At 70.6% G+C, this 26,985-nt stretch carries 20 protein-coding genes; 8 read left to right on the top strand and 12 right to left on the bottom strand.

Translation table 11 applies throughout. The annotated features are described in order from the left end of the window. Nucleotides 1-13: 13 nt before the first annotated feature. A complete protein-coding gene (locus EV375_RS09015; RefSeq protein WP_207228032.1) occupies nucleotides 14-433 on the bottom strand; it encodes a hypothetical protein in 420 nt (139 codons plus the stop codon). 342 nt (nucleotides 434-775) lie between these two features. Here EV375_RS09015 and EV375_RS09010 point away from each other — a divergent pair, with 342 nt between their 5' ends. Next, complete coding sequence (locus EV375_RS09010) at nucleotides 776-1,297, top strand: universal stress protein (protein WP_055485117.1); 522 nt, start codon at nucleotides 776-778, stop codon at nucleotides 1,295-1,297. Between the two features lie 290 nt (nucleotides 1,298-1,587). On the opposite strand, the gene glmS is transcribed toward EV375_RS09010, so the two are convergent. Beyond that, the gene (glmS, locus tag EV375_RS09005; RefSeq protein WP_130298989.1) at nucleotides 1,588-3,414 is read right to left on the bottom strand and encodes a glutamine--fructose-6-phosphate transaminase (isomerizing); all 1,827 of its coding nucleotides are present in this window, start codon (nucleotides 3,412-3,414) and stop codon (nucleotides 1,588-1,590) included. Between the two features lie 138 nt (nucleotides 3,415-3,552). Next, nucleotides 3,553-3,831 carry a hypothetical protein gene (locus EV375_RS09000; protein WP_028436244.1) on the bottom strand — a complete coding sequence of 93 codons (279 nt, stop codon included), beginning with the start codon at nucleotides 3,829-3,831 and terminating at the stop codon, nucleotides 3,553-3,555. 337 nt (nucleotides 3,832-4,168) lie between these two features. Between EV375_RS09000 and EV375_RS08995 the strand changes: the two genes are divergently transcribed. Further along, nucleotides 4,169-5,791 (top strand): beta-N-acetylhexosaminidase, encoded by a 1,623-nt coding sequence (locus EV375_RS08995; protein WP_130298988.1) that lies wholly within the window; start codon nucleotides 4,169-4,171, stop codon nucleotides 5,789-5,791. Nucleotides 5,792-6,044: 253 nt separating this feature from the next. Here the strand turns inward: EV375_RS08995 and EV375_RS08990 are convergent, their stop codons facing one another. Genes EV375_RS08990 through EV375_RS08970 form a run of 5 tightly spaced genes read right to left on the bottom strand, consistent with a single transcriptional unit; the run spans nucleotide 6,045 to nucleotide 12,930 of the window. Then, nucleotides 6,045-7,022: a DUF4429 domain-containing protein gene (locus EV375_RS08990; RefSeq protein ID WP_130298987.1), complete on the bottom strand. Its 978-nt coding sequence runs from the start codon at nucleotides 7,020-7,022 to the stop codon at nucleotides 6,045-6,047. Between the two features lie 7 nt (nucleotides 7,023-7,029). Then, the gene (locus tag EV375_RS08985) at nucleotides 7,030-8,193 is read right to left on the bottom strand and encodes an acyl-CoA dehydrogenase family protein (protein WP_130298986.1); all 1,164 of its coding nucleotides are present in this window, start codon (nucleotides 8,191-8,193) and stop codon (nucleotides 7,030-7,032) included. A gap of 5 nt (nucleotides 8,194-8,198) precedes the next feature. Continuing rightward, entirely contained in the window at nucleotides 8,199-9,158 is a 960-nt protein-coding gene (locus tag EV375_RS08980; protein ID WP_207228317.1) for a hydroxymethylglutaryl-CoA lyase, read from the bottom strand. A 14-nt stretch (nucleotides 9,159-9,172) separates the two neighbouring features. Next, complete coding sequence (locus EV375_RS08975; RefSeq protein WP_130301712.1) at nucleotides 9,173-11,284, bottom strand: ATP-binding protein; 2,112 nt, start codon at nucleotides 11,282-11,284, stop codon at nucleotides 9,173-9,175. 32 nt (nucleotides 11,285-11,316) lie between these two features. Next, nucleotides 11,317-12,930, bottom strand: coding sequence for a carboxyl transferase domain-containing protein (locus EV375_RS08970; RefSeq protein WP_130301711.1), 1,614 nt, complete (start codon nucleotides 12,928-12,930; stop codon nucleotides 11,317-11,319). Nucleotides 12,931-13,261: 331 nt separating this feature from the next. Here EV375_RS08970 and EV375_RS08965 point away from each other — a divergent pair, with 331 nt between their 5' ends. The 3 genes from EV375_RS08965 (at nucleotide 13,262) to tesB (ending at nucleotide 16,236) form a co-directional block, all read left to right on the top strand. Then, nucleotides 13,262-13,936, top strand: coding sequence for an SACE_7040 family transcriptional regulator (locus EV375_RS08965; RefSeq protein WP_130298984.1), 675 nt, complete (start codon nucleotides 13,262-13,264; stop codon nucleotides 13,934-13,936). Between the two features lie 142 nt (nucleotides 13,937-14,078). Beyond that, nucleotides 14,079-15,236 (top strand): acyl-CoA dehydrogenase family protein, encoded by a 1,158-nt coding sequence (locus EV375_RS08960; protein WP_130298983.1) that lies wholly within the window; start codon nucleotides 14,079-14,081, stop codon nucleotides 15,234-15,236. A gap of 109 nt (nucleotides 15,237-15,345) precedes the next feature. Continuing rightward, nucleotides 15,346-16,236, top strand: coding sequence for an acyl-CoA thioesterase II (gene tesB, locus EV375_RS08955; RefSeq protein WP_130298982.1), 891 nt, complete (start codon nucleotides 15,346-15,348; stop codon nucleotides 16,234-16,236). Between the two features lie 88 nt (nucleotides 16,237-16,324). On the opposite strand, the gene erm is transcribed toward tesB, so the two are convergent. From erm to EV375_RS08945, 3 genes are all read right to left on the bottom strand, one after another. Next, on the bottom strand, nucleotides 16,325-17,092 hold the full coding sequence (erm, locus tag EV375_RS08950; RefSeq protein ID WP_207228030.1) for an ErmE/ErmH/ErmO/ErmR family 23S rRNA (adenine(2058)-N(6))-methyltransferase: 768 nt from the start codon (nucleotides 17,090-17,092) through the stop codon (nucleotides 16,325-16,327). A gap of 315 nt (nucleotides 17,093-17,407) precedes the next feature. Beyond that, entirely contained in the window at nucleotides 17,408-17,569 is a 162-nt protein-coding gene (locus tag EV375_RS29075) for a hypothetical protein (RefSeq protein ID WP_165434704.1), read from the bottom strand. 63 nt (nucleotides 17,570-17,632) lie between these two features. Further along, nucleotides 17,633-18,436, bottom strand: a complete 804-nt coding sequence (locus EV375_RS08945; RefSeq protein WP_130298980.1) for a phosphatase — start codon at nucleotides 18,434-18,436, stop codon at nucleotides 17,633-17,635. Between the two features lie 164 nt (nucleotides 18,437-18,600). Between EV375_RS08945 and speB the strand changes: the two genes are divergently transcribed. Both speB and EV375_RS08935 read left to right on the top strand, forming a co-directional pair. Further along, nucleotides 18,601-19,629, top strand: coding sequence for an agmatinase (gene speB, locus EV375_RS08940; protein WP_486588371.1), 1,029 nt, complete (start codon nucleotides 18,601-18,603; stop codon nucleotides 19,627-19,629). Nucleotides 19,630-19,735: 106 nt separating this feature from the next. Beyond that, the gene (locus tag EV375_RS08935; RefSeq protein WP_130301611.1) at nucleotides 19,736-21,277 is read left to right on the top strand and encodes an IS1182 family transposase; all 1,542 of its coding nucleotides are present in this window, start codon (nucleotides 19,736-19,738) and stop codon (nucleotides 21,275-21,277) included. 259 nt (nucleotides 21,278-21,536) lie between these two features. On the opposite strand, the gene EV375_RS08930 is transcribed toward EV375_RS08935, so the two are convergent. Continuing rightward, nucleotides 21,537-21,947, bottom strand: coding sequence for a RidA family protein (locus EV375_RS08930; protein WP_130298979.1), 411 nt, complete (start codon nucleotides 21,945-21,947; stop codon nucleotides 21,537-21,539). A gap of 960 nt (nucleotides 21,948-22,907) precedes the next feature. On the opposite strand from EV375_RS08930, the gene EV375_RS08925 reads away from it, so the two are divergent. Continuing rightward, nucleotides 22,908-26,843, top strand: coding sequence for an ABC transporter ATP-binding protein (locus EV375_RS08925; protein WP_130301709.1), 3,936 nt, complete (start codon nucleotides 22,908-22,910; stop codon nucleotides 26,841-26,843). The last annotated feature ends 142 nt before the right edge of the window (nucleotides 26,844-26,985 follow it).

Raw genomic sequence — 26,985 nt, 5'->3', positions numbered from 1 at the left:
TGCGAATTCGTCGTTATGGCTGACCGGGAGTGCCCCAGTAGCGTCCGCCCCTGTGCAGCCCCGTGCCGGTGCGGCTGTGGCGGCCCCGGTGGGACCCCGGACCGCCGGCGGCGAACCGTTCGGGCCCCTGCTGTGCGTGCGCGTACTCGGACAGCCGCAGCAGCACCCCGCACGCTGCCGTGACGACGGTGAGTCCGGCGGCCGTCCCCAGGACCGTGGAGAACCGGACACCGCAGGCCAGCAGTGTCAGCGGAACCACAGCGCAGGTGAAGGCCCCCCAGCGGACGAGCCCCGAGGTGGAGGCGGAGGCGCGTGCCGCCGGCTCCGCCTCGGGGTCGCGTCCGTCGTCGTGCCGCCAGGCGGGGAGGTCGAGGCGGAGCGGGGCCGGCGGAAGCCGGCGGCTGCCGCCCTGCCGGTGGTTCTGAGTGGGCACGCAGGGATAACGCGGAGTCCGGGCGGACGTAACTGGAGCATGTGACTCAACGTGTCCGGATGCTTGTTGTGCGTAAGCGCCGGAACCGGGCGTTGCGTGATGCTGCTCCCTCAGGCATGCTCCGGGGTCAGCCTGTTACGGCCTGTGCCTCCCAGCGCCCCTGGGCAAGGGGGGAGTCTGGTCGTACCCTTACGGGTAGGAGGCTGGAGATAGGGTCTTCGGGCGAATCATTGGCCGGATCCTTTCCGGTGCTCAGCGCCCCTCAGCATCCCTTTTCCGTACGGAAGCCCACAGTCAACCGCCGCTCCCTCCGCACAGAGGACTCCCTTCGCCGAGACACAGATGGCCGGACACGAGATCCCCGAACCAGCGGACCGCAAGCAGGTCGCCGATCACAGTGCGACCGATGAAGCGGCGGAAGAAGCACGCCACTCGTGCGATCCGGCGTTCCAGCACGGGGTCGTTGTGGGCTTCGACGGGTCCATGTCGAGCGAACGTGCCCTGGCCTACGCGATCGGGATGGCCTACCGGTCCGGCTCCGGGCTGATCATCGTCCATGTGGCCAACAGGCTGCCGACGACGGTCTGGGCGGGCTGCGAGCCGCCCGTCTTCGTGGATGTGCCGGACCACCGCACGGAGGTGCTCGGCCTCGAACTCGCCTGTGCGGAACACCTTTCCGAGGTTCCCTGGATCCTCGTCGAGCGGGGCGGCGACATCTGCCACGAACTGGAAGAGGTCGGGCACGAGTACGAGGCCGACGCCATCGTCGTCGGTTCGACGCACGGCCTCGCTGGGCGGATCTTCGGCTCGGTGGCCGGGCGCCTGGCGCGGCGGGCGGAACGACCCGTCGTGGTGATTCCGTAACGACTCCGCTGCCCGCGGGTCCCCAATCGTCCACTGTGCGCGCCGAGTTGGTTTTTTGTCCGGCGCTGAATCTCCTCAACTCGGCATGTGGATTGTGCGCTTGTGAGGGGCATATACGGGGCACGAGCCACTTCAAGCGTCAACAGCGTGCTGTCGCACGGGAGGTGACGGTCCCGTGGGACGGCAACCTGCCGGCGTTATGGGCGACGCCGGCAAGGGGAGGCGGAATCCCGCGTGGTTGGTGGCCCGCGCGGGATTCCGCCCACCGCTGTCGTGCGCGTGCGCCGCCGTTACTCGACAGTGACGGACTTCGCCAGGTTCCGCGGCTTGTCGATGTCACGGCCGAGCGCCAACGCCGTGTAATACGCGAGAAGTTGCAGCGGAATGCCCATCAGCACCGGGTCCAGCTCGACCTCGTTGCGCGGCACGACGATCGTGTGGTCCGCCTTCTCCTGCTCCTGGTGCGCCACAGCGAGGATCTTGCCGCTGCGGGCCTTGATCTCCTCCAGCGTCGCCCGGTTCTTGTCGAGGAGTTCGTCGTTGGGAAGGATCGCCACCGTCGGCACGGCGGGTTCGATCAACGCGAGCGGACCGTGCTTGAGCTCGGAGGCCGGGTAGGCCTCGGCGTGGATGTACGAGACCTCCTTCAGCTTCAGGGACGCCTCGCGGGCCACGGGATAACCCCGCACGCGGCCGACGAACATCATGCTCTTCGCCTGTGCGTAGTCCTCCGCCAGCTTCTTGATGTCGTCCTCCCCACGCATGATCTCCTCGATCTGCCCGGGCAGACGGCGCAGGCCCTCGATGATCCGCTTGCCGTCCGCCACGGACAGGTCGCGGATGCGGCCGAGGTGCAGCGCGAGCAGCGCGAACGCGACGGCGGTGTTGGTGAAGCACTTGGTCGACACGACGCAGACCTCCGGCCCGGCGTGCACGTACACGCCGCCGTCCGTCTCGCGCGCGATCGCGGACCCCACGACGTTGACCACGCCCAGCACCCGGGCGCCCTTGCGCTTGAGCTCCTGTACGGCGGCGAGTGTGTCGTAGGTCTCGCCGGACTGGCTGACCGCGATGTAGAGGGTGTCCGGGTCGACGACCGCGTTGCGGTAGCGGAACTCGCTGGCGGGCTCCGCGTCCGCGGGTACGCGCGCCAGCTCCTCGATCATCTGGGCGCCGATCATGCCCGCGTGGTAAGCGGAGCCGCAGCCGAGGATCTTCACCCGGCGCATGCTCCGCGCCTCGCGGGCGTCGAGATTGAGGCCGCCGAGGTGGACCGTCGCGAAGCGCTCGTCGATGCGGCCGCGCAGCACCCGGTCGACCGCGTCGGCCTGCTCGGCGATCTCCTTGTGCATGTAGGTGTCGTGGCCGCCCATGTCGTAGGACTCCGCGGCCCACTCCACGGTCTCGGGCGAGGTCGAGGTGCGGGAGCCCTCGGTGGTGTACGTGCGGTAGTCGTCGGCCTTGATCGTGGCCATCTCCCCGTCGTCCAGGGTGACGACCTGGCGGGTGTGGGAGACGAGCGCGGCGACGTCGGAGGCGACGAACATCTCGTGCTCGCCGATGCCCAGTACTACGGGCGATCCGTTGCGCGCCACCACGATGCGGTCGGGGAAGTCGGCGTGCAGCACCGCGATGCCGTAGGTGCCCTCGACCAGGCGCAGGGCTTCCTGGACCTTGGCCTCGAGGCGTTCGGCCTGTGCGCGGGCGATCAGGTGGGAGAGGACCTCGGTGTCGGTCTCGGAGACGAATGTGACGCCGTCGGCGGTGAGTTTGGCGCGCAGCTCCGAGGCGTTGTCGATGATGCCGTTGTGGACGACGGCGACCTTCTCGTCCGCGTCGAGGTGCGGGTGGGCATTGACGTCGTTGGGAGCGCCGTGCGTGGCCCAGCGGGTGTGCGCGATACCGGTGGTGCCGGCGAATCGGGCCGGTACGCGCTCCTCCAGGTCCCGGACGCGGCCCTTCGTCTTGGCCGTCTTCAGGCCCGCGTTCTTGCCCGTGCCGCTGCTGTGGATGGCGATGCCGGCGGAGTCGTATCCCCGGTACTCCAGCCTCTGCAGACCCTCCAGCAGGAGCGGGGCAACCTCGCGCTGGCCGATATATCCCACGATTCCGCACATATTGGCTGTTGCCTCTCCTCGTCGGTTTCCACTTTGTGGTGGGCTGGTCGTCGTTCGCTGCGTGACGTGTGCCGGGCGCCGGTCGCGTCCGTCAGCCGCCGGTCGTCGCCGGTGTGCGGCGAAGGCCCTCTTCGTACGTCATCCGTAGACGATGCGGCGCAGCTGCCGCAGTGAGAGATCCGGGGGTGCCACCGCGCGGTGCGGCAGCTCGGACGAGATGCGGGCGAAGATCTGCGTGTTGTTCTGACCTCTGGACTGCAGTTCGCGGTGGCGTCGGCGTACGAACTCCTCGGTCGACTCGTCGAAGTACGCCAGGACGTCCATGACGATCCGGGCCGCCTCACCGCGGTGGAGCGGTGTCGTGCGGACCAGATGGTCGATGAGGTCGTCGTGGACCGGCGTACGCACTTCCAGCACCCTCTGATACTGCGGGCTCGGCGAGAGGAACGCAAGAAACCTGCCCGATATCGGGCACGTGTCGGCGATATGGCTGTGTGTGCTTCGCCGGTCACGCTTCGAGCGGGCTGTGGCGGTCTGCAGGGCAGGGGCCCCGGCCGTGGCGGAAGCGGAGGGGCGGACGGAATCGGCGAGCCGGCGACGGGACCGACGGGGTGCACGCCGAGTGGTCTACACCTTGACCCGGAGTGAGGGGCGCGATACACGTGTGTCCGTTCGTCTGCTCCACGCACAAGCCATGGCCGCGCAGTGACGCTGCGCGCGCCCCCATGCACGACGCCCACCGAAGGGACCGCTCGTGAGACGAATCCGGACGCTGCTGCTGTGCGCCGCACTCCTCGCCACCGTCCTGCCCGCCTCCCTCACCGGCACCGCCGCGGCCGCCGACGACGAGTACGACTCAGGGCGTCACCCCCGGCAGCCCACGCCGCTGAACCAGGTGGTGCCCGCGCCCGAGTCGGTACGGGAGGACGGCGGTCCCTTCACCGTCACCGAGCGGACCGTGATCCGAGTGACCGCTTCCTCCCGCGAAGCGCGCCGGGTCGGGGAGCAACTCGCCGCGCTGCTGCGTCCGTCCACCGGCTACCCCCTGCCGGTCACCACCAGGCCCGGCGGCGACGGCATCCGACTGCGCCTCGGGGACGGTGATTCGGCCAAGTCGCAGTTGGGGTCCGAGGGTTACCGGCTGCGGGTCTCGCCGCAGGCTGCTTCGATCACGGCATCCACCGGCGCGGGACTCTTCCACGGCATGCAGACGTTGCGTCAACTGCTGCCCCCGCAGATCGAATCGCGCACCCGGCAGCCCGGCCCGTGGCAGGTGGCCGGCGGCACCGTCACCGACAGGCCGCGCTACGCGTACCGAGGGGCGATGCTCGACGTCTCCCGGCACTTCTTCGGTGTCGACAAGGTCAAGCGCTACATCGACCAGCTCGCCATGTACAAGATCAACAAGCTGCATCTGCATCTCTCCGACGACCAGGGGTGGCGCATAGCCATCGACTCCTGGCCGCGGCTGGCGTCCTACGGCGGCGGGAGCGAGGTCGGCGGCGGCCCCGGCGGCTACTACACGAAGGCCGCCTACCGGGAGATCCTGCGGTACGCCGGCGAGCACGAGATGACCGTCGTACCCGAGATCGACATGCCCGGGCACACCAACGCGGCGCTCGCTTCGTACGCCGAACTCAACTGCGACGGCGTCGCGCCACCCCGCTACACCGGCACCGAAGTCGGCTTCAGCTCGCTGTGCGTACCGCTCGGAGTGACGTACGACTTCGTCGACGACGTGGTGCGTGAGCTGGCCGCGATGACGCCCGGGCCGTATCTGCACATCGGCGGGGACGAAGCGCACTCGACCAGCCACGAGGACTACGTCGCCTTCATGGATCGTGCACAGAGGACCGTGGCGAAGTACGGAAAGACCGTGATCGGCTGGCACCAGCTCACCGGCGCGAAGCCCGCCGCGGGCGCGGTGGCGCAGTACTGGGGGACGAGCGGAGCTGCCGACGAGCCCGAAGTGGTGGAGGCCGCGAAAAAGGGGACGCGGCTGATCCTCTCCCCGGCCGACCACGCCTACCTCGACATGCAGTACAACGAGGACACCCCGCTGGGACTGCACTGGGCCGGCTACGTGGAGACGGAGCAGTCCTACGACTGGGAGCCCGGCAGCTACATCAAGGGCGCGCCCGCCGGCGCCGTGATGGGGGTCGAGGCGCCCCTGTGGTCGGAGACGCTGGAGAAGAGCGAGCACATCGAGTTCATGGCATTCCCCCGGCTTCCGGGGATCGCCGAGCTGGGCTGGTCGCCCGCCTCCGCGCACGACTGGGACGACTACCGGGTACGGCTTGCGCAACAAGGGCCGCGCTGGGACCAGTTGGGCATGGAGTACTGGCGCTCGCCGCAGGTGCCGTGGCCCGCCCGCTGAGCGTCGAAGCCGGCTGCTGGGCCGGGTGACGGTGCTGGGTGTGGCGCCGGGCACGGTGCCGGGGGTGGCGCCGGACGACGGCTCCTGGTCGCGGCGCCTGGCGACCGGGCCGATCCCGGCGGCTGTGTCCGGACTGCCGTGTCCGGACTGCCTGTCGGGTCGGGAGGGCCGCGCCGCAAGCGTCCGTCGGAAGGGCTGTCTCGGAAGGCCTGTCGGAAGGGCCTTTCGGGAGGGCCGCGCCGGCGCGGCCCCGTCAGAAGCGGTCGAGGACCGCCTTCTTGGCCGAAGCGAACTCCTCGTCGGTGAGGACCCCTTCGCGGTGCAGCTCGCCGAGTTCGCGAAGGCGCCGCAGCAGGCCGTCGTGGTCTTCGGCGCTCGCGGACCCGGCCGCCCCCACGGACCCGGCCGCCCCCTCGGAGGCGTCGTGCCCGCCCTTGGTCAGCGACGGGGTACGGGCCTCGTCGCCCGCTGCCGCCGGCCGCTGTGAGGCCGGATGCGGCAGCCGCGCGGTGACCGCGGCTGCCAGCAGCACGGAGCCGCCCGTCTCACGGGCCTGACGAATGCCCCACAGCAGCAGGCAGTTGGGGTCGTGCTCCGGCTTGAGAAGAGCGTGCTCGCCCTTCGGGTGGAAGCGCAGCGAGCCGTTCTCCCAGCCGATCGCCGGTGTCCACTCGACCCGCTCCAGCTCCTTGAGGGGCAGGATGCGCGAACCCGCGTGAGACTTGGCCTCGTTGGCCATCCAGTTCCATTCCAGCTGGACGCGTTCGCCGTCGAATGAGGCCGTCCCGTCCGTACCGCCCGCCGTCAGCGGAACCGCGGGCCCCGGCAGCAGATAGCGGTCGCAGGGCGTGTCCGGGACCTCGTCCAGCAGCAGGGCGCGACGGACTTCCTCCACGAAATACTCCGCGACCCCATCCCCCACGACATGCTGCTCCCCGCGTGGCTGGCGGCCTCCGTCCCGCTCCACCGTGAGCTGGTAGGGATCCGAGGCGTCCGGCAGTCTCCCGCTCGCCACCTGGGCGAGCGGGTCCGCGCCTTCGCGCAGCCGCAGCCTGAGCCGGCCGCCCCTCTTCCCCGGTTCGTATGCGATACCGGCGACAGCCACGAGGGGCACCACCACCTCACCCAGTGACCTGCGCAGGGGAGAGACCTGCTTCCCCATCGCAGGGACGATGCGGACGGCCTCGCCGTCGAACGTCCAGGTACCGCTTCGCTGGATGATCTCCGCCATGCGGTGATTATCCGACGCCGAGCTCCCTGGCCACCAGCATGCGCTGGACTTCGCTGGTGCCCTCGCCGATCTCGAGGATCTTCGAGTCGCGCCACATGCGGGCCACCGGGTATTCGTTCATGAACCCGTAGCCGCCGTGGATCTGCGTGGCCTCGCGGGCATTGGTGACCGCGATCTCCGAGGAGTAGAGCTTCGCCAGCGCCGCCTGCTTCTTGAACGGTTCACCGACAAGCAGCCGGGACGCGGCGTCGCGCCAGGCGACGCGGGCCGTGTGCGCGCGCATCTCCATGTCGGCCAGCTTGAACTGGATGGCCTGGTTGGCGCCGATCGGCTTGCCGAAGGCGTGCCGGCTGTTGGCGTACGCGACGGATTCGTCGACGCAGCCCTGCGCGAGGCCGGTGGCCAGAGCGGAGATGGCGATGCGTCCCTCGTCGAGGATCCGCAGGAACTGGGCGTAGCCGCGGCCCTCTTCGCCGACCAGGTTCGCCGCGGGGACGCGTACGTCGGAGAAGGAGAGTTCACGGGTGTCCGAGGCGTTCCAGCCGACCTTCGAGTACGGGGCGGCGACCGTGAACCCGGGAGTGCCGGACGGCACGATGAAGCTCGAGATGAGAGGCGCCCCGTTGTCCTTGCGGCCCGTGACGGCGGTGACGGTGACCAGCCCGGTGATGTCCGTACCGGAGTTGGTGATGAAGCACTTCGTGCCGTTGATCACCCAGTTTCCCGTCTTCTCGTCCCGCTCGGCGGTGGTGCGCGTTCCGCCGGCGTCCGAGCCGAAGTCCGGTTCTGTCAGGCCGAAGGCGCCGAGGATCTCCCCGGAGCACAGACGCGGCAGCCACTCGCGCTTCTGCTCCTCGGAGCCGAAGCGGAAGATGGGCATGGCGCCGAGGGAGACGGCTGCCTCCAGGGTGATGGCCACCGAGGAGTCGACTCTGGCCAGCTCCTCGAGGGCGAGACAGAGCGCGAGATAGTCGCCGCCCATGCCGCCGTACTCCTCGGGGAAGGGCAGCCCGAACAGGCCCATCTCGCCCATCTGGCGCACGATTTCGTACGGGAACTCGTGCCGCTCGTAGAACTCGCCGATCTTGGGGGCGACAACCTTCTGGGCGAACTCCTCGACGGTGCGGCGGAGTTCCTCGTGCTCGGAGGAGAGGCGGTGGTCGAGAGACATGATGGTCACTGCTCCTTGTGGGAGTTCGGGTGGGAGCCGCTGGTGTCCGCGCCGGTGAGCGCTCGCACGGTGCGTGAGGGGCTGGGGCGGCCCAGGCGGTCCGCCATCCAGCCGCTCGTGGCCGTCAGGCGGGCGAGATCGACCCCGGTCTGGATGCCCAGGCCGTGAAGCATCCAGACGAGGTCCTCGGTGGCGAGATTGCCGGTGGCGCTCTTGGCGTACGGGCAGCCGCCGAGACCGCCTGCGGAGGCGTCGACGGTGGTCACCCCGTGCCGGAGCGCGGTGAGCGTGTTGGACAGCGCCTGCCCGTAGGTGTCGTGGAAGTGGACGGCGACGCGGTCCGCGGACACTCCAGCGGTTGCCAACTCGCCGAGCAGCGCCGTGACATGACCCGGTGTGGCGACGCCGATGGTGTCGCCCAGGCTCAGCTCGTCGCAGCCCATGCCGAGCAGCGCGCGGCAGACCTTGACCACCTGAGCAGGCGGTACGGGGCCCTCCCACGGGTCGCCGAAGCACATGGAGACATAGCCGCGGACCCACTGATCCTCCGCCTTGGCACGGGTGACCACCGGCTCGAACATCGCCAGCGACTCCTCCAGGGACCGGTTGAGGTTGGCCCTGGCGAAGGACTCGGTGGCGCTCGCGAAGACAGCGATGTGGCGGCAGCCGTGCGCGACGGCACGGTCCAGGCCGCGCGCGTTGGGCACCAGCACCGGGAGCCGTACGTCGTCCGGGATGTCGGCGAGCAGGGGCATCAGCTCCTCGGCGTCCGCGAGTTGGGGCACCCACTTGGGGTGCACGAAGCTCGTCGCCTCGACGGTCTCCAGCCCCGCCTCGCGCAGCCGGTGGATGAACTCGGACTTCACCTCGACGGGGACCGTCGCCTGCTCGTTCTGCAACCCGTCCCGCGGGCCCACCTCGTGGATCCGCACCTTCGCCGGAAGCCCGTCGTCGCCGAAGCGCATGGGCAGGCCCTCGATCACGCCTCCGCCTCCTTCTCCTCGGGGTCGTCCGCCGCGGGGTGCGGCTCCACGACGGCGAGTACCTGATCCATGGCGACGGTGCTGCCCGCCGTGACGTCCAGCTCGGTGACCGTGCCGTCGTAGGGGGCGGTGATGACGTGCTCCATCTTCATCGCCTCGACGACGAGCAGGCTCTGGCCCGCGGTTACCTTGTCGCCCTCGGCGGCCTTCACCACCGTGACCGTGCCCGGCATGGGCGCCGTCAGGGCGTCGGCGCCGTGGGCGCCCGCAGCGCCGCGGAGGGCGGCCGCCACCGGGTCGTGGTCCTGTACGTGCCAGCTGTCGCCGTCGCGGCCCAGCCAGTGGCCCGACTCCGAGGTGGCGTGGGCCAGTTGGAAGGTGGTCCCGTCCCACTCCACGAGCAGACCGTGTGCCCCGGCCCCTTCGCGCAGCCGGGCCGTGCGGGCCTCGCCGTCCCCGACACGGACCCGCACGTGGCCGGTGCCGTCCGCGGGGGAGTGGCCCGCCACGCGGACGGCGACGGGGTCGTGCCCGGGTACCTTCAAGTGGTGTGCGGTCCAGGCCGGTTCACCGCCGAGGCGCCAGCCCGAGGGCGTCGAGAACGGGTCGGTCCAGCCGGATTCCGCGGCCCGCGGTTCGAGCGCCGCCTGCCGCAGCAACGCCGCCGCTGCGTAGACCTCTTCGGGAATCCGCCGGGGCACGAGCGACGCCGCGGCACGGTCCACCAGACCGGTGTCGAGGTTGCCCGCCGCGACGTCGGCGTGCCCCAGCAGGCGCCGCAGGAAGCCGGTGTTGGTCTCCACGCCGAGCACGGTGGTCTCCGCGAGCGCGGCGCGCAGCCGACGCAGCGCGGTGGGCCGGTCCGGGCCGTGGGCGATGACCTTGGCCAGCATCGGGTCGTACGTCGTGCCGACCTCGGTGCCGGGGAGCAGGCCGGAGTCCGTGCGTACGTCCCGGCCTTCCGCTTCGTGGAGCAGCAGCACCGTGCCGGCCGAGGGCAGGAAGTCGACCCTGCCGCCCTCCGAGCCGGAGGCGGGGCGGAGAAGGGCCGTCTCGGCGCAGATGCGCGCCTCGACCGCGTGACCGCTGAGGCCGATGCCGGCCTGGCCGAAGGGCAGTTGCTCGCCCGCCGCGACGCGCAACTGCCACTCGACGAGGTCCACACCCGTGATCATTTCCGTCACGGGGTGCTCGACCTGGAGGCGTGTGTTCATCTCCATGAAGTAGTAGGGGCGCGGGGTGCCGCCGTCGGTCTGGGTCTGCTCGCCGCCCGGGACGATGAACTCCACCGTGCCGGCGCCCCGGTAACCGCAGGAGCGTGCGGCCTCCACCGCGGCCTTGCCCATCGCGGTGCGCGTCGCCTCGTCCAGCAGCGGACTCGGCGCCTCCTCGATGATTTTCTGGTGGCGGCGCTGAAGGGAGCATTCGCGCTCGCCGAGGTGCACCACGTTGCCGTGCCCGTCGGCGAGGACCTGGATCTCGATGTGGCGCGGCGAGTCGATCCAGCGCTCCACGAGCAGCGTGTCGTCACCGAAGGAACCGAGGGCCTCACGCCGTGCCGCCGCGATCTCCTCCGCCAGCGCCGCCTCCTCCCGGACCAGCCGCATGCCCTTGCCGCCGCCGCCCGCGGACGGCTTCAGCAGCACCGGCATGCCGATCTCCCGTGCGGCCGCGGCCAGTTCGGCGTCGTCGAGACCCGAACCGGACGACCCCGGCACGACGGGGACACCCGCCGCCCTCACCGTCTCCTTGGCGCGGATCTTGTCGCCCATCAGGTCGATGGCCGTCGCCGGCGGGCCGACGAAGACCAGCCCGGCCTCCGAACAGGCCTGCGCGAACGGCGCGTTCTCCGCGAGGAAGCCGTAGCCGGGGTGGACCGCCTGCGCGCCGCTGCGCTTCGCCGCGTCCAGCAGCCGCTCCGCCGACAGATAGCTGGCGGACGCCTGCGCGGGCCCGATGCGCACCGCCTTGTCCGCCTCCCGCACATGGCGGGCCCCGGCGTCCGCGTCGCTGCAGACGGCGACGGAGGTGATGCCCAGCTGCCGCAGAGTGCGGATCACCCGCACCGCGATCTCCCCGCGGTTGGCAACCAGCACGGTGTCGAACATGGTCACAGTCCCATTCCTCACAATGCAGCCCCTCACATACGGAAGACGCCGAAGCCCCGCTCCCCGGACCCCTTCGCCGGCAGAGGTGCGTTGGCGCACGCGGTGAGCGCGAGACCCAGTACGGTCCGTGTCTCCAGCGGGTCGATCACCCCGTCGTCCCAGAGCCGGGCCGTCGCGTAGTAGGCGTTGCCCTGCTCCTCGTACTGGGCGCGCACGGGGGCGCGGAAGTCCGCCTCCTCCTCGGCGCTCCACTCCTCGCCGCGAGCCTCCATCTGGTCCCGCTTGACGGTCGCGAGGACGGCCGCCGCCTGCTCGCCGCCCATCACGGAGATCTTCGCGTTCGGCCACATCCACAGGAAGCGGGGGCTGTAGGCCCTCCCGCACATCGAGTAGTTGCCCGCGCCGTACGAACCACCGATGACCACCGTCAGCTTCGGCACCCTCGTGCACGCCACGGCCGTCACCATCTTCGCGCCGTGCTTGGCGATGCCGCCCGCCTCGTAGTCGCGCCCGACCATGAAGCCGGAGATGTTCTGCAGGAAGAGGAGGGGGATGCCGCGCTGGTCGCACAACTCGATGAAGTGGGCGCCCTTCTGGGCCGATTCGGAGAAGAGGATGCCGTTGTTGGCGACGATGCCGACCGGGTGGCCGTGGATCCGGGCGAACCCGGTGACCAGCGTCGTCCCGAACTCGGCCTTGAACTCCTGGAACCGGGAGCCGTCGACCACACGCGCGATGACCTCGCGCACGTCGTAGGGCGTGCGCGAGTCGACGGGCACCGCGCTGTAGAGCCCCGAAGGGTCGACGGAGGGCGGCTCCGGCGCACGCACGGACCAGGGCAGCGGGCCTCGCTCGGGCAGGGTGTCCGCGATGCGCCGCACGATGCGCAGCGCATGGGCGTCGTCCTCGGCGAGGTGGTCCGTGACGCCGGAGACCCGGCTGTGCACCTCGCCGCCGCCCAGCTCCTCCGCGGTGACGACCTCTCCGGTGGCCGCCTTCACCAGCGGCGGGCCGCCGAGGAAGATCGTCCCCTGGCCGCGCACGATGACCGCCTCGTCGCTCATGGCCGGGACGTAGGCGCCGCCCGCCGTGCACGAGCCGAGCACCGCCGCGATCTGCGGGATGCCCGCACCCGACATGCGCGCCTGGTTGTAGAAGATCCGGCCGAAGTGCTCGCGGTCGGGGAAGACGTCGTCCTGCATCGGGAGAAAGGCGCCCCCGGAGTCGACGAGGTAGACGCACGGCAGCCTGTTCTCCAGGGCGATCTCCTGGGCGCGCAGGTGCTTCTTCACCGTCATCGGGTAGTAGGTGCCGCCCTTGACGGTGGCGTCGTTGGCGACCACGACCACCTCGCGCCCCGAGACCCTTCCGATGCCGGCGATCACGCCGGCCGCCGGAGCCGCACCGCCGTACATCCCCTCCGCCGCGAGGGGAGCGATCTCGAGGAAGGGGGAGCCGGGGTCGAGCAGCGAGTCCACCCGGTCGCGCGGGAGGAGCTTGCCCCGCTCCGTGTGCCGTGCGCGGGCGCGCTCGCCGCCGCCCAGCCTGGCCGCGGCCAGCTTCTCCCGCAGCTGCGAGTTCAGCTCGCGGTGCGCGGCCTCGTTCGTCCGGCAGGCCTCCGAAGCCGGGTCGATGCTGCTGACCAGCGCCGGACCCGGCTCTCCGCCCGACGGGACGGCTGCGCGTCCCGGTGCCGGCTGCGGCTGCTCGTACCTCACCTCGCGCCCCCTCGCCCTCTGCTCATGACTGCGGCTGCTCGCCTTCGGTCTGCTTTCGGGGAGCCCGGTCACCGCGCCTCGTCCACGGTCACCACGGCTGTGCCCGGCCTCGGTGCCCGGGTCCCGTGTGCTTGCTGTGCCCGATACCGGTGCCCAGTGCCAGGGCCCGTCCCCGAACCGAACCCGGTCGGCGGTTAACGTCCATTAACCACTGCGCTCCAGGTTAACGCCCGCTAACCCTCCTGTCTAGAATGGATTCATGAGCACGCAGACGGGGGCCACCCCCACCCGCCGCGAGCAGATCCTGCGGGAGGCTGCCCGTCTCTTCGCCGAGCGCGGCTTCCACGGTGTCGGCGTCGACGAGATAGGAGCGGCGGTCGGGATCAGCGGTCCCGGTCTCTACCGTCATTTCGCGGGCAAGGACGCCATGCTCGCCGAGCTCCTCGTCGGTATCAGCGAGCGGCTGCACGAGGGCGGCCGCATGCGGGTGGAGGAGTCGGCCGCCGCGGGTCTCGCCCCGGAGGCGGCTCTGGACGCGCTGATCGCCGGGCACATCGACTTCGCGCTCGACGACCGGTCGCTGATCACGCTCCACGACCGTGAGCTGGACAGGCTTCGCGAGAGCGACCGGAAGCAGGTGCGCAAGCTCCAGCGGCAGTACGTCGAGCTGTGGGTGGAGGCCGTGCGGGCCATCTACCCGGAGCTGACGTCGCTCGAGGCCCGCGTCGCGGTGCACACCGTCTTCGGCCTGCTCAACTCCACCCCGCACCTGAGCGGTTCGTCGGCCCTGCCCGACCGCGAGACCACTGCCGCCCTGCTGCACCGGCTCGCGCGGGGTGCTCTCGCCGCCGCCCCGGCCGAAGCGGAGCCGGGGCGCATGCGTGCCGGCTCCGCGGGCACCACCGCTGGTACCACCTCTGGACAGCGCAGCTGACCCGCCGGTAGCTTGTTGGCTGAGCAAGCGCTTAGCCATGCTGAGTCGGTCCGTACGCGCACGCATCCTGCCGTTGCCTTCTGCCCGTGCGGTCTCTTTTCGGCGCGGTGCGCGAGAGAGCGGGACATGAGGAGGCGTGCCATTGCGACGCACGGTTTTCGGCGAGGACCACGAGGCATTCCGTCAGACCATCCGGGACTTCATCCAGGCCGAGGTCGTACCCCACTATCCGGAATGGGCCGAACAGGGCTATGTCCCGCGGAGCTTCTACAAGAAGCTCGGTGAGCTGGGCGTCTTCGGCATTGAGGTGCCGGAGGAGTACGGGGGCGCGGGCGAGCGGAGCTTCAAGTTCAACGCGGTGGTCACCGAGGAGTGCGCGCGGGCCGGCGTCAGCTTCGGCGGGTCCAGCGTCCACACCGCGCTGTGTCTGCCCTACATACTCAAGTACGGCTCCGAGGAGCAGAAGCGGCGCTGGCTGCCCTCCTTCGTCTCCGGCGACATGATGACCGCGATCGCCATGACCGAGCCCGGCACCGGCTCCGACCTGGCGGGTATGAAGACCACGGCCCGGCTCTCGGGGGACGGCAAGCACTACGTGCTCAACGGTGCCAAGACCTTCATCACCGGCGGGGTCCAGGCCGACCGCGTCCTGGTGTGCTGCCGTACGTCGCCTCCCGACCCCGAGGACAGGCGCGGCGGCATCTCCATCCTCGTCGTGGACGCCAAGAGCGAGGGCTACGCCGTCGGCAGGAAGCTCGACAAGCTCGGTCTGCGGGCTTCGGACACCGCCGAACTCTCCTTCACCGACGTCAAGGTGCCCGTCGAGGACATGCTCGGCGAGCCGGGCAAGGCCTTCACCTACCTCACGCACAACCTGCCGCAGGAGCGGCTGGGCATCGCCATCGGCGCGTACGCCATGTCCGCGGCCGCGGTGCGGTTCGCGCACGAGTACGTCAAGGAGCGGACCGTTTTCGGACGTGAGGTTGCCTCGTTCCAGAACACCAAGTTCGTGCTGGCCGACTGCAAGGCCGACGTCGACGCCATGCAGGCCGTGTGCGACCGCGCTCTGGAGGCGCTGGACGCCGACGAGTTGACGGCGGCGGATGCCGCTTCGGCGAAGCTGTTCACCACGGAGCTGGCCGCCCGCGTCATCGACAAGTGCCTGCAACTGCACGGCGGTTACGGCTACATGCTCGAGTACCCGATCGCCAGCCTGTACGCGGACACCCGCGTCTCGCGCATCTACGGCGGCACGAGCGAGGTCATGCGCTCGATCGTGGCGAAGTCGATGGGGCTGTGACGGTGCGCCCGGTGTCCGCGGCTCCGGCGGATGTGATCCGGAACGCTTCACTCCGGATTGTGATCTGCGCCGTAACCGCAGGTAGTTCACGACGGGCACAATCGCCGGCATGAGCAATGAACTGACGTCACTGGTCGACCTGCTCGATCTGGAGCGGGTCGAACAGGACATCTACCGGGGTGACAGCCGGACGGCCGTCGTCCCTCGGGTGTTCGGCGGGCAGGTCGCCGCGCAGGCACTCGTCGCCGCGTGCCGGACCGTGCCCGAAGGGCGTCTCCCGCACTCCCTGCACTCCTACTTCCTCCGCCCCGGAGACCCGGGCGCGCCGATCGTCTACACCGTCGACCGCATCCGGGACGGACGCTCCTTCACCACCCGCCGGGTCGTGGCCGTCCAGCACGGGCAGCCGATCTTCCACCTGTCGAGTTCCTTCCAGACGTACGAGGAAGGGCTCGAGCACCAGGAGCCGATGCCGGAGGCTCCCGATCCCGAAACGCTGCCGACCGCCGAGGACATGATGCCCCGGTACGCCGAGCTCTTCCGCGGCTCGGACGTGCCGCAGCGGCTGATGAAGGCGCGCGCCGCCGTCGATCTGCGCTACGTGCGCGAGCCCCCGTTCGCCAGTGCGGGACAGCCGCGGGAGCCGCGCTCGCAGGTCTGGTTCCGTACGAACGGGAAGCTGGACGGCCCGCTCGACGACCCGACGCTGCACATCTGCCTCGCCACCTACGTCTCCGACATGACGCTGCTGGATTCGGTGCTGCTGGCGCACGGCCGCGGTGGCTGGGCGGTCGGCGACGTCGTCGGGGCGAGCCTGGACCACGCGATGTGGTTCCACCGTCCCTTCCGCGCGGACGAGTGGCTTCTGTACGACCAGGCCAGTCCGACCTCCCAGGGCGGACGCGGCCTCGGCAGCGGGCGGATCTTCACCCGCGACGGCCGGCTCGCGGTGTCGGTGATCCAGGAGGGTGTCGTCCGGGTGCCGCGCGGCCGGGACTGACCGTCGGCGGTCAGGGCCGACCGCGCGCGGCGCACGGCATGTGCCGTGCGCCGCAAGGGAGTTCAGCCGAGGGGCTCGGACCGGGAGTTCAGCCGGCCTCCAGCTCCGTGAAGAGCGTCAGCCACTGCTGCGGGGTCACCAGCCCGACCGGGGCCGACGGGTCTGCGCCCGCGCGGGCGAAGGCCGCTCGGACACGTGCCGTGCGGTGCCGCCGCGTCAGCGTCGCCGCGAGCGAACCGCCGACCCCGGTGAAGCCGTGTGCGACGAAGTCGCGGTAGCCGGGCATGAGTCCGGGCGGCAGCAGCGGTCCGCCGCGCCGTTCGATCCGCAGCACCGCCGAGTCCGTGCGCGGCACGGGAGTGAACGACTCGCGGCCGACGCGTCCCAGCCGCCGCCACCGGAACTGCGGCCATGTGCTCACGGTCAGCAGCGGCCAGCGTCCCCAGCCGCCGGTCGATCTGGCGGCGTACTCGAACTGCGTGAGGAGCGTCGCGGAGGTCAGCTGCGGCGCGGCGAGGCACCAGCGGACGATGTCGGTCGTGCGGGAGTAGGGGATGTTGCCCACCACGGCGAACGGCTCGCGCGGTGCCCGGGAGCGGAGGAAGTCCCCCTGGACCAGGCGCAGACCGGGCCGGTCGCCGAGGCGGCGGGAGAGCTGTGCGGCCAGTCGGGGGTCGATCTCGTAGGCGATGACGCGGCGGTCACCGGTGGCGAGATGGCGCGTCAACGCCCCTTGCCCCGCGCCGGGTTCGACGACGAGGGCGTTCGGGCGCAGCGCGCCGGCGCGGATGACGCGCCGTACGGCGGCGGTGTCGTGGAGGAAGTTCTGGGAGAGCGTCTTGCGGCGGCGTGCCACGGCGAAGTCCTCGGGTGTGTGAGGACAGGCGCGGCAGCGTGCCGGTGCGCGCGTGTGCGGACGCGCATGTGTGCACGTTGAGAGGGCGTGCGTGTGCGCGGTCGCGATGCGCGCGGAGTTCCGAGTTCCGTACGGCGCTCGTACGGCACGGCTCCGCCGGGCCTGTCCGGTCGATGGGGACACCGGAGGCCCTGGGCACAGGCCGGGACGCATGGGTGGAAGCGGTGGTGCGGCAGCGGCGGCTGCGGCAGGCGGGGCCACGGGCGGAAGAGACCGGGGCCACGCGCGCAGGCAGCGCGGGAAGCCGGGTGCGCCTCAGGCGTCCTGGCGGATGGCCAGGGCCGGGCGCCGGCCGCGCGGGCGGACGACGAGCTGGGGGCAGGCCCAGCCGGTCCCACAAGGCCCTGCGGGGATGGGGGAGGTCCACAGCGCGGCGGCGCTCGCGCCGTTGATGATCGCCTGAGTCGCTGCGGACATGGTCAGGACGCTAACCGGGCCCGGCGGAGCGGTGCAAACGGTTTTCTCCGCGCCCTCCCGGGGTCAGTCCGTACCGGGCTGCGCACCCGCCAGCAGGTAGGAGGTGAGGGGCTCGTAGAAGCGCGGATCGGTGACGTGGTCGTCCAGCGGCACGGTGACCGCGAGGGTGTTCTCCGCCTCGCCGAGGAAGAGCGCCGGGTCGTTGCAGTCCGCGAAGCCGACCGTCTCGATGCCTTGCTGCCCGGCGTATCCCGCCCAGCCGTGGTCGGCGACGACGAGGTCCGGCGGAGCTTCCCCGGCCCGCCAGAGCTGGTCCAGCACGGCGGCCATCGGGGCGGGGGAGTGGGTGTGCCACAGGGACGCGCCCCGCTCGTGCACCGCGACGCCGCCGAACTGCACCACCACACCGTCGTCCGTGTACGTGCCCAGCGGTACGCGGACGATCTCGCAGCCCTCTCCGTGCAGCCACTGCGCCAGCGTCCCGTGCATGTCGAGCAGCGCGCCGGGGTGTCCCGTCGCGAAGAGCACACGCATACGGCCCTCGGCGGCCTTGCGCAGCTCCGCCGCCGCCCGGTCGAGGGCGCCCACGGTCATCTCCGGGTCGATGGTGTCCTGGCCGCCGCGGTGGTCCGGGTCGTCGACGACGCCGCAGCGCTCCGCCATCACCGCCAGCACGTCCTGTTCGTCGCTCCAGCGGTCGCCGAGTTCAAGGCCGAGCCAGTAGTACCGGTCGCCGTTGGCGAGCTTGCGGTAGTGGGTGAGGTTGTTCTCGCGGGGGGTGGCCACGTCGCCGGCGATGCGGGTGCGTACGAGGTGGTCGATGAGCTCGGACCTGGACGGTGCGACGGCGGGCGCGAATATGGGCATGCGGCCATTGTCACCCTTGCGGTGCGGGTCGCGTCCCGCGCATCCCGGGATCTGCCGTGCGCCCCCGGTTCCCGGCGCACATGTACGCGGCGGACAAGTCGGCGCTCCCTGCTCCCGGTTACGTCCAACGAGCGGCCGCTTCCCCGGCGTCTACGCTCGCGCCCATGAGCAAACCTGAGCAGCACGGACAGTCCCAGCCGCGCGGCGGGCGGCCCGCGCACGCGCCGCAGCCGGAACCCGTCGGGCCGGTGGACAGCTCCCGCGTGCCCCGTTACGCGGGTCCCGCGACGTTCGCGCGGCTGCCCCGTCTGGACGAGGTCGGCGGCAGCGCGGACGTGGCCGTCGTCGGCGTCCCCTTCGACACCGGGGTCTCCTACCGGCCCGGCGCACGCTTCGGCGGCAACGCGATCCGCGAGGCCTCCCGGTTGCTGCGCCCGTACAACCCGGCGCAGGAGGCCGCGCCGTTCGCCCTCGCGCAGGTGGCGGACGCCGGTGACATCCCGGCGAACCCGTTCGACATCGGCGAGGCTGTGGAGACCGTGCAGGAGGCGGCCGACGGTCTGCTCGACAGCGGAGCCCGGCTGATGACGCTCGGTGGCGACCACACCATCGCTCTGCCGCTGCTGCGTTCGGTGGTGCGGAAGCACGGACCGGTCGCCCTCCTCCACTTCGACGCCCATCTCGACACCTGGGACACCTACTTCGGGGCGGCGTACACGCACGGCACTCCGTTCCGCCGGGCCTTCGAGGAGGGGTTGCTGGACACCTCGGCCCTCTCCCACGTCGGCACCCGCGGTCCGCTCTACGGCCGCAAGGACCTGGACGAGGACGCGAGGATGGGATTCGGCATCGTCACCTCGGCGGACGTGATGCGCCGCGGCGTGGACGAGGTGACGGACCAGCTGAGGCAGCGCATCGGCGGGCGGCCCCTCTACATCTCGGTGGACATCGACGTGCTCGACCCTGCACACGCGCCGGGCACCGGCACCCCCGAGGCCGGTGGCCTGACCTCACGCGAGCTGCTGGAGATCATCCGCGGTCTCGCCGGCTGCCACCTGGTCTCCGCGGACCTGGTGGAGGTCGCCCCCGCCTACGACCACGCGGAGATCACGTCGGTCGCCGCCTCGCACACGGCCTACGAGCTGACGACGGTCATGGCACGGCAGATCGCCGACGCACGGACGGGGCGTTAGAAGACTGCTGAAGATCTTGGGGTTCTGGCCTCGTCGTTTGAGCGGTGGGGCCAGACTCGTTGGTGTGGTTCAAGGGGAGTGGGTCGGGGAGACGGTCGGTCCGGATGTGTGGGAGACCTGCCGGGAGTTGATCCCGGCTGGGAGTGTGTTCGCTTTCCTGGCCGAGCACCGTGGACGGTTGTTCCCGGCAGGAATGTTCGCGGACATGTACCCCTCGGCAAACGGGCGGCCGAGCATGCCGCCGCAGATCCTGGCCGCGGCCGTCACGCTGCAGGCTCTTCATGGCCTGTCGGACTTCGAGACGGTTCAGGAACTGCGCTGTGACCTGCGGTGGAAGGCTGCCTGCGGACTCGGCCTGCACGACACGGCCTTCGACCCGTCGTTGCTGTCCTACTTTCGCCGCAGGCTGGCCCGCTCGGCCCGGCCGAACCGGGTATTCGAGACCGTCCGCGAGGTCATCAAGACCACCGGCGTGCTCAAGGGCAAGCACCGTCGGGCACTGGACTCCACGGTGCTGGATGATGCGGTGGCCACCCAGGACACCGTTACCCAGATCGTCGCCGCGATCCGGACGGTGATCCGTGAGGTCCCCGGCGCCCCGGCAGTCGCCGACCAGCAGTGTCGGGCTCACGACTACAGCGATCCCGGCAAGCCCCGTATCGCCTGGAACGACCAGGCGGCACGAGCTGAGCTGGTGGACGCCCTGGTCGGTGACGCACTGCGGCTGCTGGGTCATCTGCCCGAGCAGGAACTCGGTGAAAAGGCCGCGAATGCGGTCGGCATCCTGGCCTTGGTCGCCGGCCAGGACGTCGAACCCGCCGATGACAGCGACGGGCGTGACGGGCGCTGGCGCATCACCCAGGGCACCGCTTACGACCGGATGATCTCCACCGTCGACCCGGAGTCCCGCCACGCGCACAAGACCCGCCACCAGCAGCAGGACGGCTTCAAGGCCCATCTGGCCATCGAGCCCGAGACCGGCTTATTCACCGCAGTCGCCCTCCGGCCCGCGACCGGCAGCGAACACCACGAAGCTGCTGTCGGCCTCGACCTGCTCGCCCAGGAAAACGATCCGGTGGACGCCTTCGGCGACACTGCCTACTCCACCGGTTCCGCCTGTCAAAGTCTCCAACAATCGGGGCACCGGCTGTTCTTCAAGCCCGCGCCACTGCGGCCTGCTGTCCCGGGCGGTTTCACCCTCGACGACTTCGCCATCGACACCCTCGCGGGCACGGTGACCTGCCCCCAGGGACACACCGTCCCCCTCACCGATCCCAGCGGACGGCACCGTCAGCGCAAGGCCACCTTCGCCAAGGAGTGCACCGGATGTCCTCTGCGTCAGCGATGCACCAAAGCCAAGACCGGACGCATCCTGACCATCCGGCCGCACCACGATCTACTCGTTCAAGCCCGCCACCAGGCCGCCGCTGACACGGACTGGCAAGCCGACTACCGACGCTGGAGACCACCCGTCGAACGCGCCGTCGCCTGGCTCGTCCACCACGGCAACCGCAAACTCCGCTACCGCGGCACCATCAAGAACGACACCTGGATCCACACCCGAGCCGCCGCCCTCAATCTCCGCCGACTCATCAACCTCGGACTCCATCACAACGGCACCACCTGGCAGATCCAGGCCACCACCTGACGGTGGCAACCCGGATCAACCAAGATCTTCAGCAGTCTTTTAGGCCGTGTCTCCGATCAGGTAGTTCGTTGTCCTGGGCATGCTCAGCAGGGGGAGCTGACCGACGGCGAGTGGGCGGTACTGGAACCGCTACGACAAGCGCGGGTACGTCCATCTCGGCACCGTCAACGCTGCCGCCCTCCTCGTTCGGCTCCGATCGTGACCGGAGCCAGAACCCAGGCGCAGCGGTCGGCCCCCCGGCAGGGATCGGCCCGTCGGCTCAGGAATCAAGCACGGCGGCAATGGCTTCGATCTCTACGAGCTGGCCGTCATAGCCGAGCACGGTGACACCCATCAATGTGCTGGGCACGTCGTGGTCGCCGAACGCGTCCCGGACAACCTCCCACGCCGTCACCAGGTCCTCCTGCCGGTGGGAGGCAACGAGAACGCGGGTGCTGATCACATCGTGCAGTGACGCGCCGGAGTCCGTCAGAGCGGTCCGCATGTTCTCGACAGCCCTGGCCGCCTGCCCCGCGAAGTCCCCTATCGCCGCAGTGGAGCCATCCTCATTCAGAGGACATGCTCCGGCCAGGAAGATCAGCCGCGACTCGGCCGGGGCCGTGGCCGCGTAGGCGTACTCCGCAACATCGGACAGGGAGGCAGAGCGGATCAATGTGACGGCACGCGGCACGGGATTCCTTTCGCAGCAGTTCCAGGGCACTCAGGATCTTTGCAAAGGTCGACTCCGCGTTCGACACACTTTTCTGGCTGTCGACTCCGGTGATGGCCGCTGCCGTCAGCCGCACAACGGATCTCACGTGATCGAAGAGGCACCGCCCAGCGGCACGAGCGCCTGCCGGGGTCCGTGCGAATCCGGTTCCGCCGTGCGAATCCGGTTCCGCCGTGCGAATCCGGTTCGACAAGTGGTTCGAGAGACGCACATGGGGCGGTTTCCAGCCGTCTTGGGGACGGACTGTATGCGCTTGCTCGCACACCGTGCATTCCAGGGGTGTCATGGGCCGGCGGAACATGGCTGGTGGAAGCGGTGCGTGTGATTGTGCTCACAGACAGTAAGCGGTAACTGTGCGAACGTGGTTCAACGCAAAACGTTACTGAATCTGGTCGGTCGGTGGTGCATCTCGTGAAAGTTCCCGACAGACTTCCCACTGCGGTCCCGCGGGATGGGGACGACACATGACGGCGACAGCGTCGGCCCTGTGGGGGGTGCCACCTGTCAGCATTCCATGGACGTCCCCGCCGGGGCGGTCCGGAGAGCCCCTCGCTCTCCGGACCGCCCCGGTTTGCGTCCGGGCCCGGTTCGCCTTCCGGTCCGGCCGGTTCTCCCTGGTCCTCGGGTACCGGGCAGGACCTAAGCCGAAAGTCGGGACTTCGCCGCCGGCCGTCGCCGCGGGATGAATCCCCTGCCCCGGGACGTTGCAGCCTTCGGCGACAGCGCGTGGGACCACTCCCACGCGCGAGGCACAACGCGGGGAACGGGAAAGCGAGGCACAGGGTGACGACGGGGACGGAACCGGCCGACGAGAAGCAGAACGGGCAGGGCCGGGGCCCGCGGAGCCGGGCGGACGAGCCCGGCAGCCGTGAACCCGGGCAGGCGGAGAAGGCCGGGAAGGCGGCGCACGCACGGCCGCCGGTGCAGCAGGGCTGGGCGAAGCGGCTCGCCGGGTACTGCTGGCGCTACCGGCGCGCCGTCGTGCTGGCCGTCGGTGCCTCGCTCGCCGGCATGGGCGTCATGGCGCTCGTCCCGCTGCTCACCAAGGTGATCATCGACGACGTGGTCGTCGGGCACGAGGGCGGCCTCGCCCTGTGGATCGGGCTGCTGCTGCTCGCGGCCGGTGCCGTCTACGTCCTCACCTACGCGCGCCGCTACTACGGCGGTCGGCTCGCCCTCGACGTCCAGCACGATCTGCGGACCGAGATGTACCGCGCGATCATCCGCCTCGACGGTCGCAGCCAGGACGAACTGTCGACCGGCCAGGTCGTCGGGCGCGGCACGAGCGATCTGCAGCTCGTGCAGAGCCTGCTGTTCATGCTGCCGATGATGATCGGGAACGTGCTGCTCTTCGCGGTCGCGCTCGTCGTCATGATCGTGCTCTCACCGGTGCTCACGCTCGTCTCGCTCGCCGTCTTCCCGGCGCTGTGGTGGATCGCCAACCTCAGCCGCACGCGGCTCTTCCCGGCCACCTGGTACGCGCAGCAGCAGGCCGGTGCCGTGGCGTCCGTCGTCGAAGGGGCCGTCACGGGCGTGCGGGTGGTGAAGGGGTTCGGTCAGGAGGAGCAGGAGAAGGGCAAGCTGCGCCGCATCAGCCGCGAACTGTTCGCAGCGCGGCTGCGGACGGTGCGCCTCAACTCCCGCTACACGCCCGCCCTGCAGAGCGTGCCCTCGCTGGGGCAGGTCGGCATGCTGGCGCTGGGCGGGTGGATGGCCACGCGGGGAGAGATCACCCTCGGCACGTTCGTCGCCTTCTCCACCTATCTCGCGCAGCTCGTCGGGCCCGTGAGGATGCTCGCGATGATGCTGACCGTCGGGCAGCAGGCACGTGCCGGTGTCGAGCGGGTCTACGAACTCATCGACACGGAGCCCCAGATGACCGAGCGGCCCGGCGCGCACGAGCTGCCCGCCGATGCCGAGGCGTCCGTGGAGTTCGACGACGTCGGCTTCGGATACGAGCGCCAGGACGGAGCTGCGCAGGACAATGCCGACGGTGCCGACGGTGCCGACGGGGCCGACGGCACCGGTGTCGACGGCGGCCACGAAGCGGGGGCCGGGAACGGCCCCGCCCCGCGCGGGCGCGTCCTGGACGGCTTCCGGCTGCGCGTGGAGCCCGGCGAGACCGTCGCCGTCGTCGGCTCCAGCGGCAGCGGCAAGTCGACCCTGGCCATGCTGCTGCCCCGCTACTACGACGTGACGAGCGGTGCCGTACGGGTCGGCGGGCACGACGTGCGCGACCTGACGATCGGCTCGCTGCGCTCCGCGATCGGGCTCGTCCCGGAGAACAGCTTTCTCTTCTCCGACTCCATTCGCGAGAACATCGCCTACGGCGCTCCCGACGCGACAGACGAGGAGATCCACGCCGCTGCCCGCATCGCACAGGCCGACGGCTTCATCGCCGAACTGCCCGACGGCTACGACACAACCGTCGGCGAGCAGGGGCTGACCCTCTCCGGCGGTCAGCGCCAGCGCATCGCACTCGCCCGGGCCGTGCTGACCGACCCCCGGCTGCTGCTCCTCGACGACGCGACGTCCGCCGTCGACGCGCACGTCGAGTACGAGATCCACGAAGCGCTCCGGAGCGTGATGGCGGGCCGTACGACGCTGCTCATCGCACACCGGCAGTCCACGCTCGCCCTCGCCGACAGGATCGCCGTACTGGACCGCGGACGCCTCGCCGACGTCGGAACGCACGAGGAGCTGACGGAGCGCTGCGCGCTCTACCGCAGGCTGCTGACCGACCCCGACGAGCTGGGCGAGGTCGAGCGCGACCCCGCGGGCCTGGCGGGCTCCGGCGCGGTGCCGGCCGGTGCCGCACCGGCCGGCACGGACGCCGTCCCGGCGGAGGTCGGCATCACGCCGGAGCTGTGGGTGCGCGCCGGCGGCTCGTCGCCCGACGGCGACTCCGGCTCGGGCCGCACCGACGTGAGCGGAGCCCAGGCCGGCCGCCCCGGAGGCTTCGCCTCCGAGCTGGCCGCCTCACCCGGCAGTCCCGAACTCCTCGCCCGCGTGGCCGCGTTGCCGCCCGCCGAGGACATGCCCGACGTCGACGAGGCCGACGCGGAACGGGCCGAGGAGTCCTACGGACTGCGCCGTCTGCTGCGCGGCTTCGGCGCGGCGCTCGCGGTGGCGCTGCTCTTCGCGGCCTTCGACGCCGGGTTCGGCCTGGCGCTGCCGGTGCTGATCCGCAACGGCATCGACGACGGAGTCCAGAAGGCGGCGCTCGGCGCGGTCTGGACGGCCTCCGCGCTGGCGCTGGCGGTCGTGGCCGGGCAGTGGGTGGCGCAGTACGCCGCGATGCGGCTGACGGGCCGTACCGGTGAACGCGTCCTGTACGCGCTGCGGGTGAAGATCTTCGCGCAGCTTCAGCGTCTCGGGCTCGACTACTACGAGCGCCATCTCGCCGGCGCGGTCATGACCCGCATGACCACCGACGTGGACGCGCTCTCGACGTTCCTCCAGACCGGCCTCGTCACCGCCGTCGTCTCCGTCTTCACCTTCCTCGGCATCCTCGTCGCGCTGTTCGTGCTCGACATGCAGCTGGCGCTGGTGGTCTTCGCGACGCTGCCGTTCCTGATCGTCGGGACGGTCTACTTCCGCCGCCACAGCGTCAAGGCGTACGAACTGGCGCGTGAGCGCGTCAGCGTCGTCAACGCCGACCTCCAGGAGTCCGTCGCGGGGCTGCGCATGGTGCAGGCGTTCCGCCGCGAGCGGCGCGGCACGGCCCGCTTCACCGAGCGCAGCGACGGCTACCGGCGGGCGCGGGTGCGGGGGCAGTGGCTGATCTCGGTCTACTTCCCGTTCGTGCAGCTGCTGGCCTCGTTCGCCACGGCCGGAGTTCTCATCGTCGGTGCCGGACGCGTCGCGGAAGGGACGCTCACCGCGGGCGCCCTCGTCGCATACCTGCTGTACATCGAGCTGTTCTTCTCGCCGGTGCAGCAGCTCTCCCAGGTCTTCGACGGCTACCAGCAGGCGTCGGTCGCGCTCGGCCGCATCCAGCAGCTGCTGCGTGAGGAGACCACCACTCCGGCCCACCCGGAGCCGGTCGACCCGGGCGCGCTGCGCGGCGAGATCACTTTCGAGAACGTGCACTTCCGCTACGCGACGGCCGAGGGCGGCAAGCACGAGGAGGAGGCGCTCTCCGGTGTCGAACTGACCGTTCCGGCAGGACAGACCGTCGCGTTCGTCGGTGAGACGGGCGCCGGCAAGTCGACCCTCGTCAAGCTGGTCGCCCGGTTCTACGACCCGACGACGGGTGCCGTGCTGGTCGACGGCAAGGACCTGCGCACGCTCGACCTGCCTGCCTACCGGCACCGTCTCGGCGTCGTTCCGCAGGAGCCGTACCTCTTCCCGGGGACGGTGCGCGACGCGATCGCGTACGGGCGCAGTGACGCCGACGACGCCCAAGTCGAGGCGGCGGCAAGGGCGGTGGGGGCCCACGACATGATCGCCACCCTGACCGGCGGCTATCTGCACCCGGTCTCCGAACGCGGACGCAACCTCTCCGCCGGGCAGCGGCAGCTGATCGCGCTGGCGCGGGCCGAGCTGGTCGACCCCGACATCCTGCTGCTCGACGAGGCGACCGCCGCGCTGGACCTGGCGACGGAGTCGCTGGTGAACCAGGCGACGGACCGTCTCGCCGGGCGGCGCACCACTCTCGTCGTCGCCCACCGTCTGACGACGGCCGCGCGCGCCGACCGGGTCGTGGTCCTCGACCACGGGAGGGTCGTGGAGGACGGCACGCACGGCGAACTGCTGGAGCGGGACGGCAAGTACGCGAGGCTGTGGCGCACCTTCGTCGGGGGCACGGAACCGGCCGGCATGCCGGCGGTGGAGCCCTCGCGGTCCCAGGTCTGAACGGGGCCCGGCCGAACCTGACGGCGTCCGACGGCGCCTGTCAGGGCTGACAGGGTCTGGCGGAACCTGACGGAGGAGGCGGTCCGGCGGTCTGCCGACCGCGGTACGGAGACGACGGGCGGCGCGTTCACGGGAACGCGCC

Source organism: Streptomyces sp. CNZ301 (genome assembly GCF_004217425.1).
Note: the sequence above shows the minus strand (reverse complement) of the source record. Positions and strands in the feature narration are given on the sequence as shown.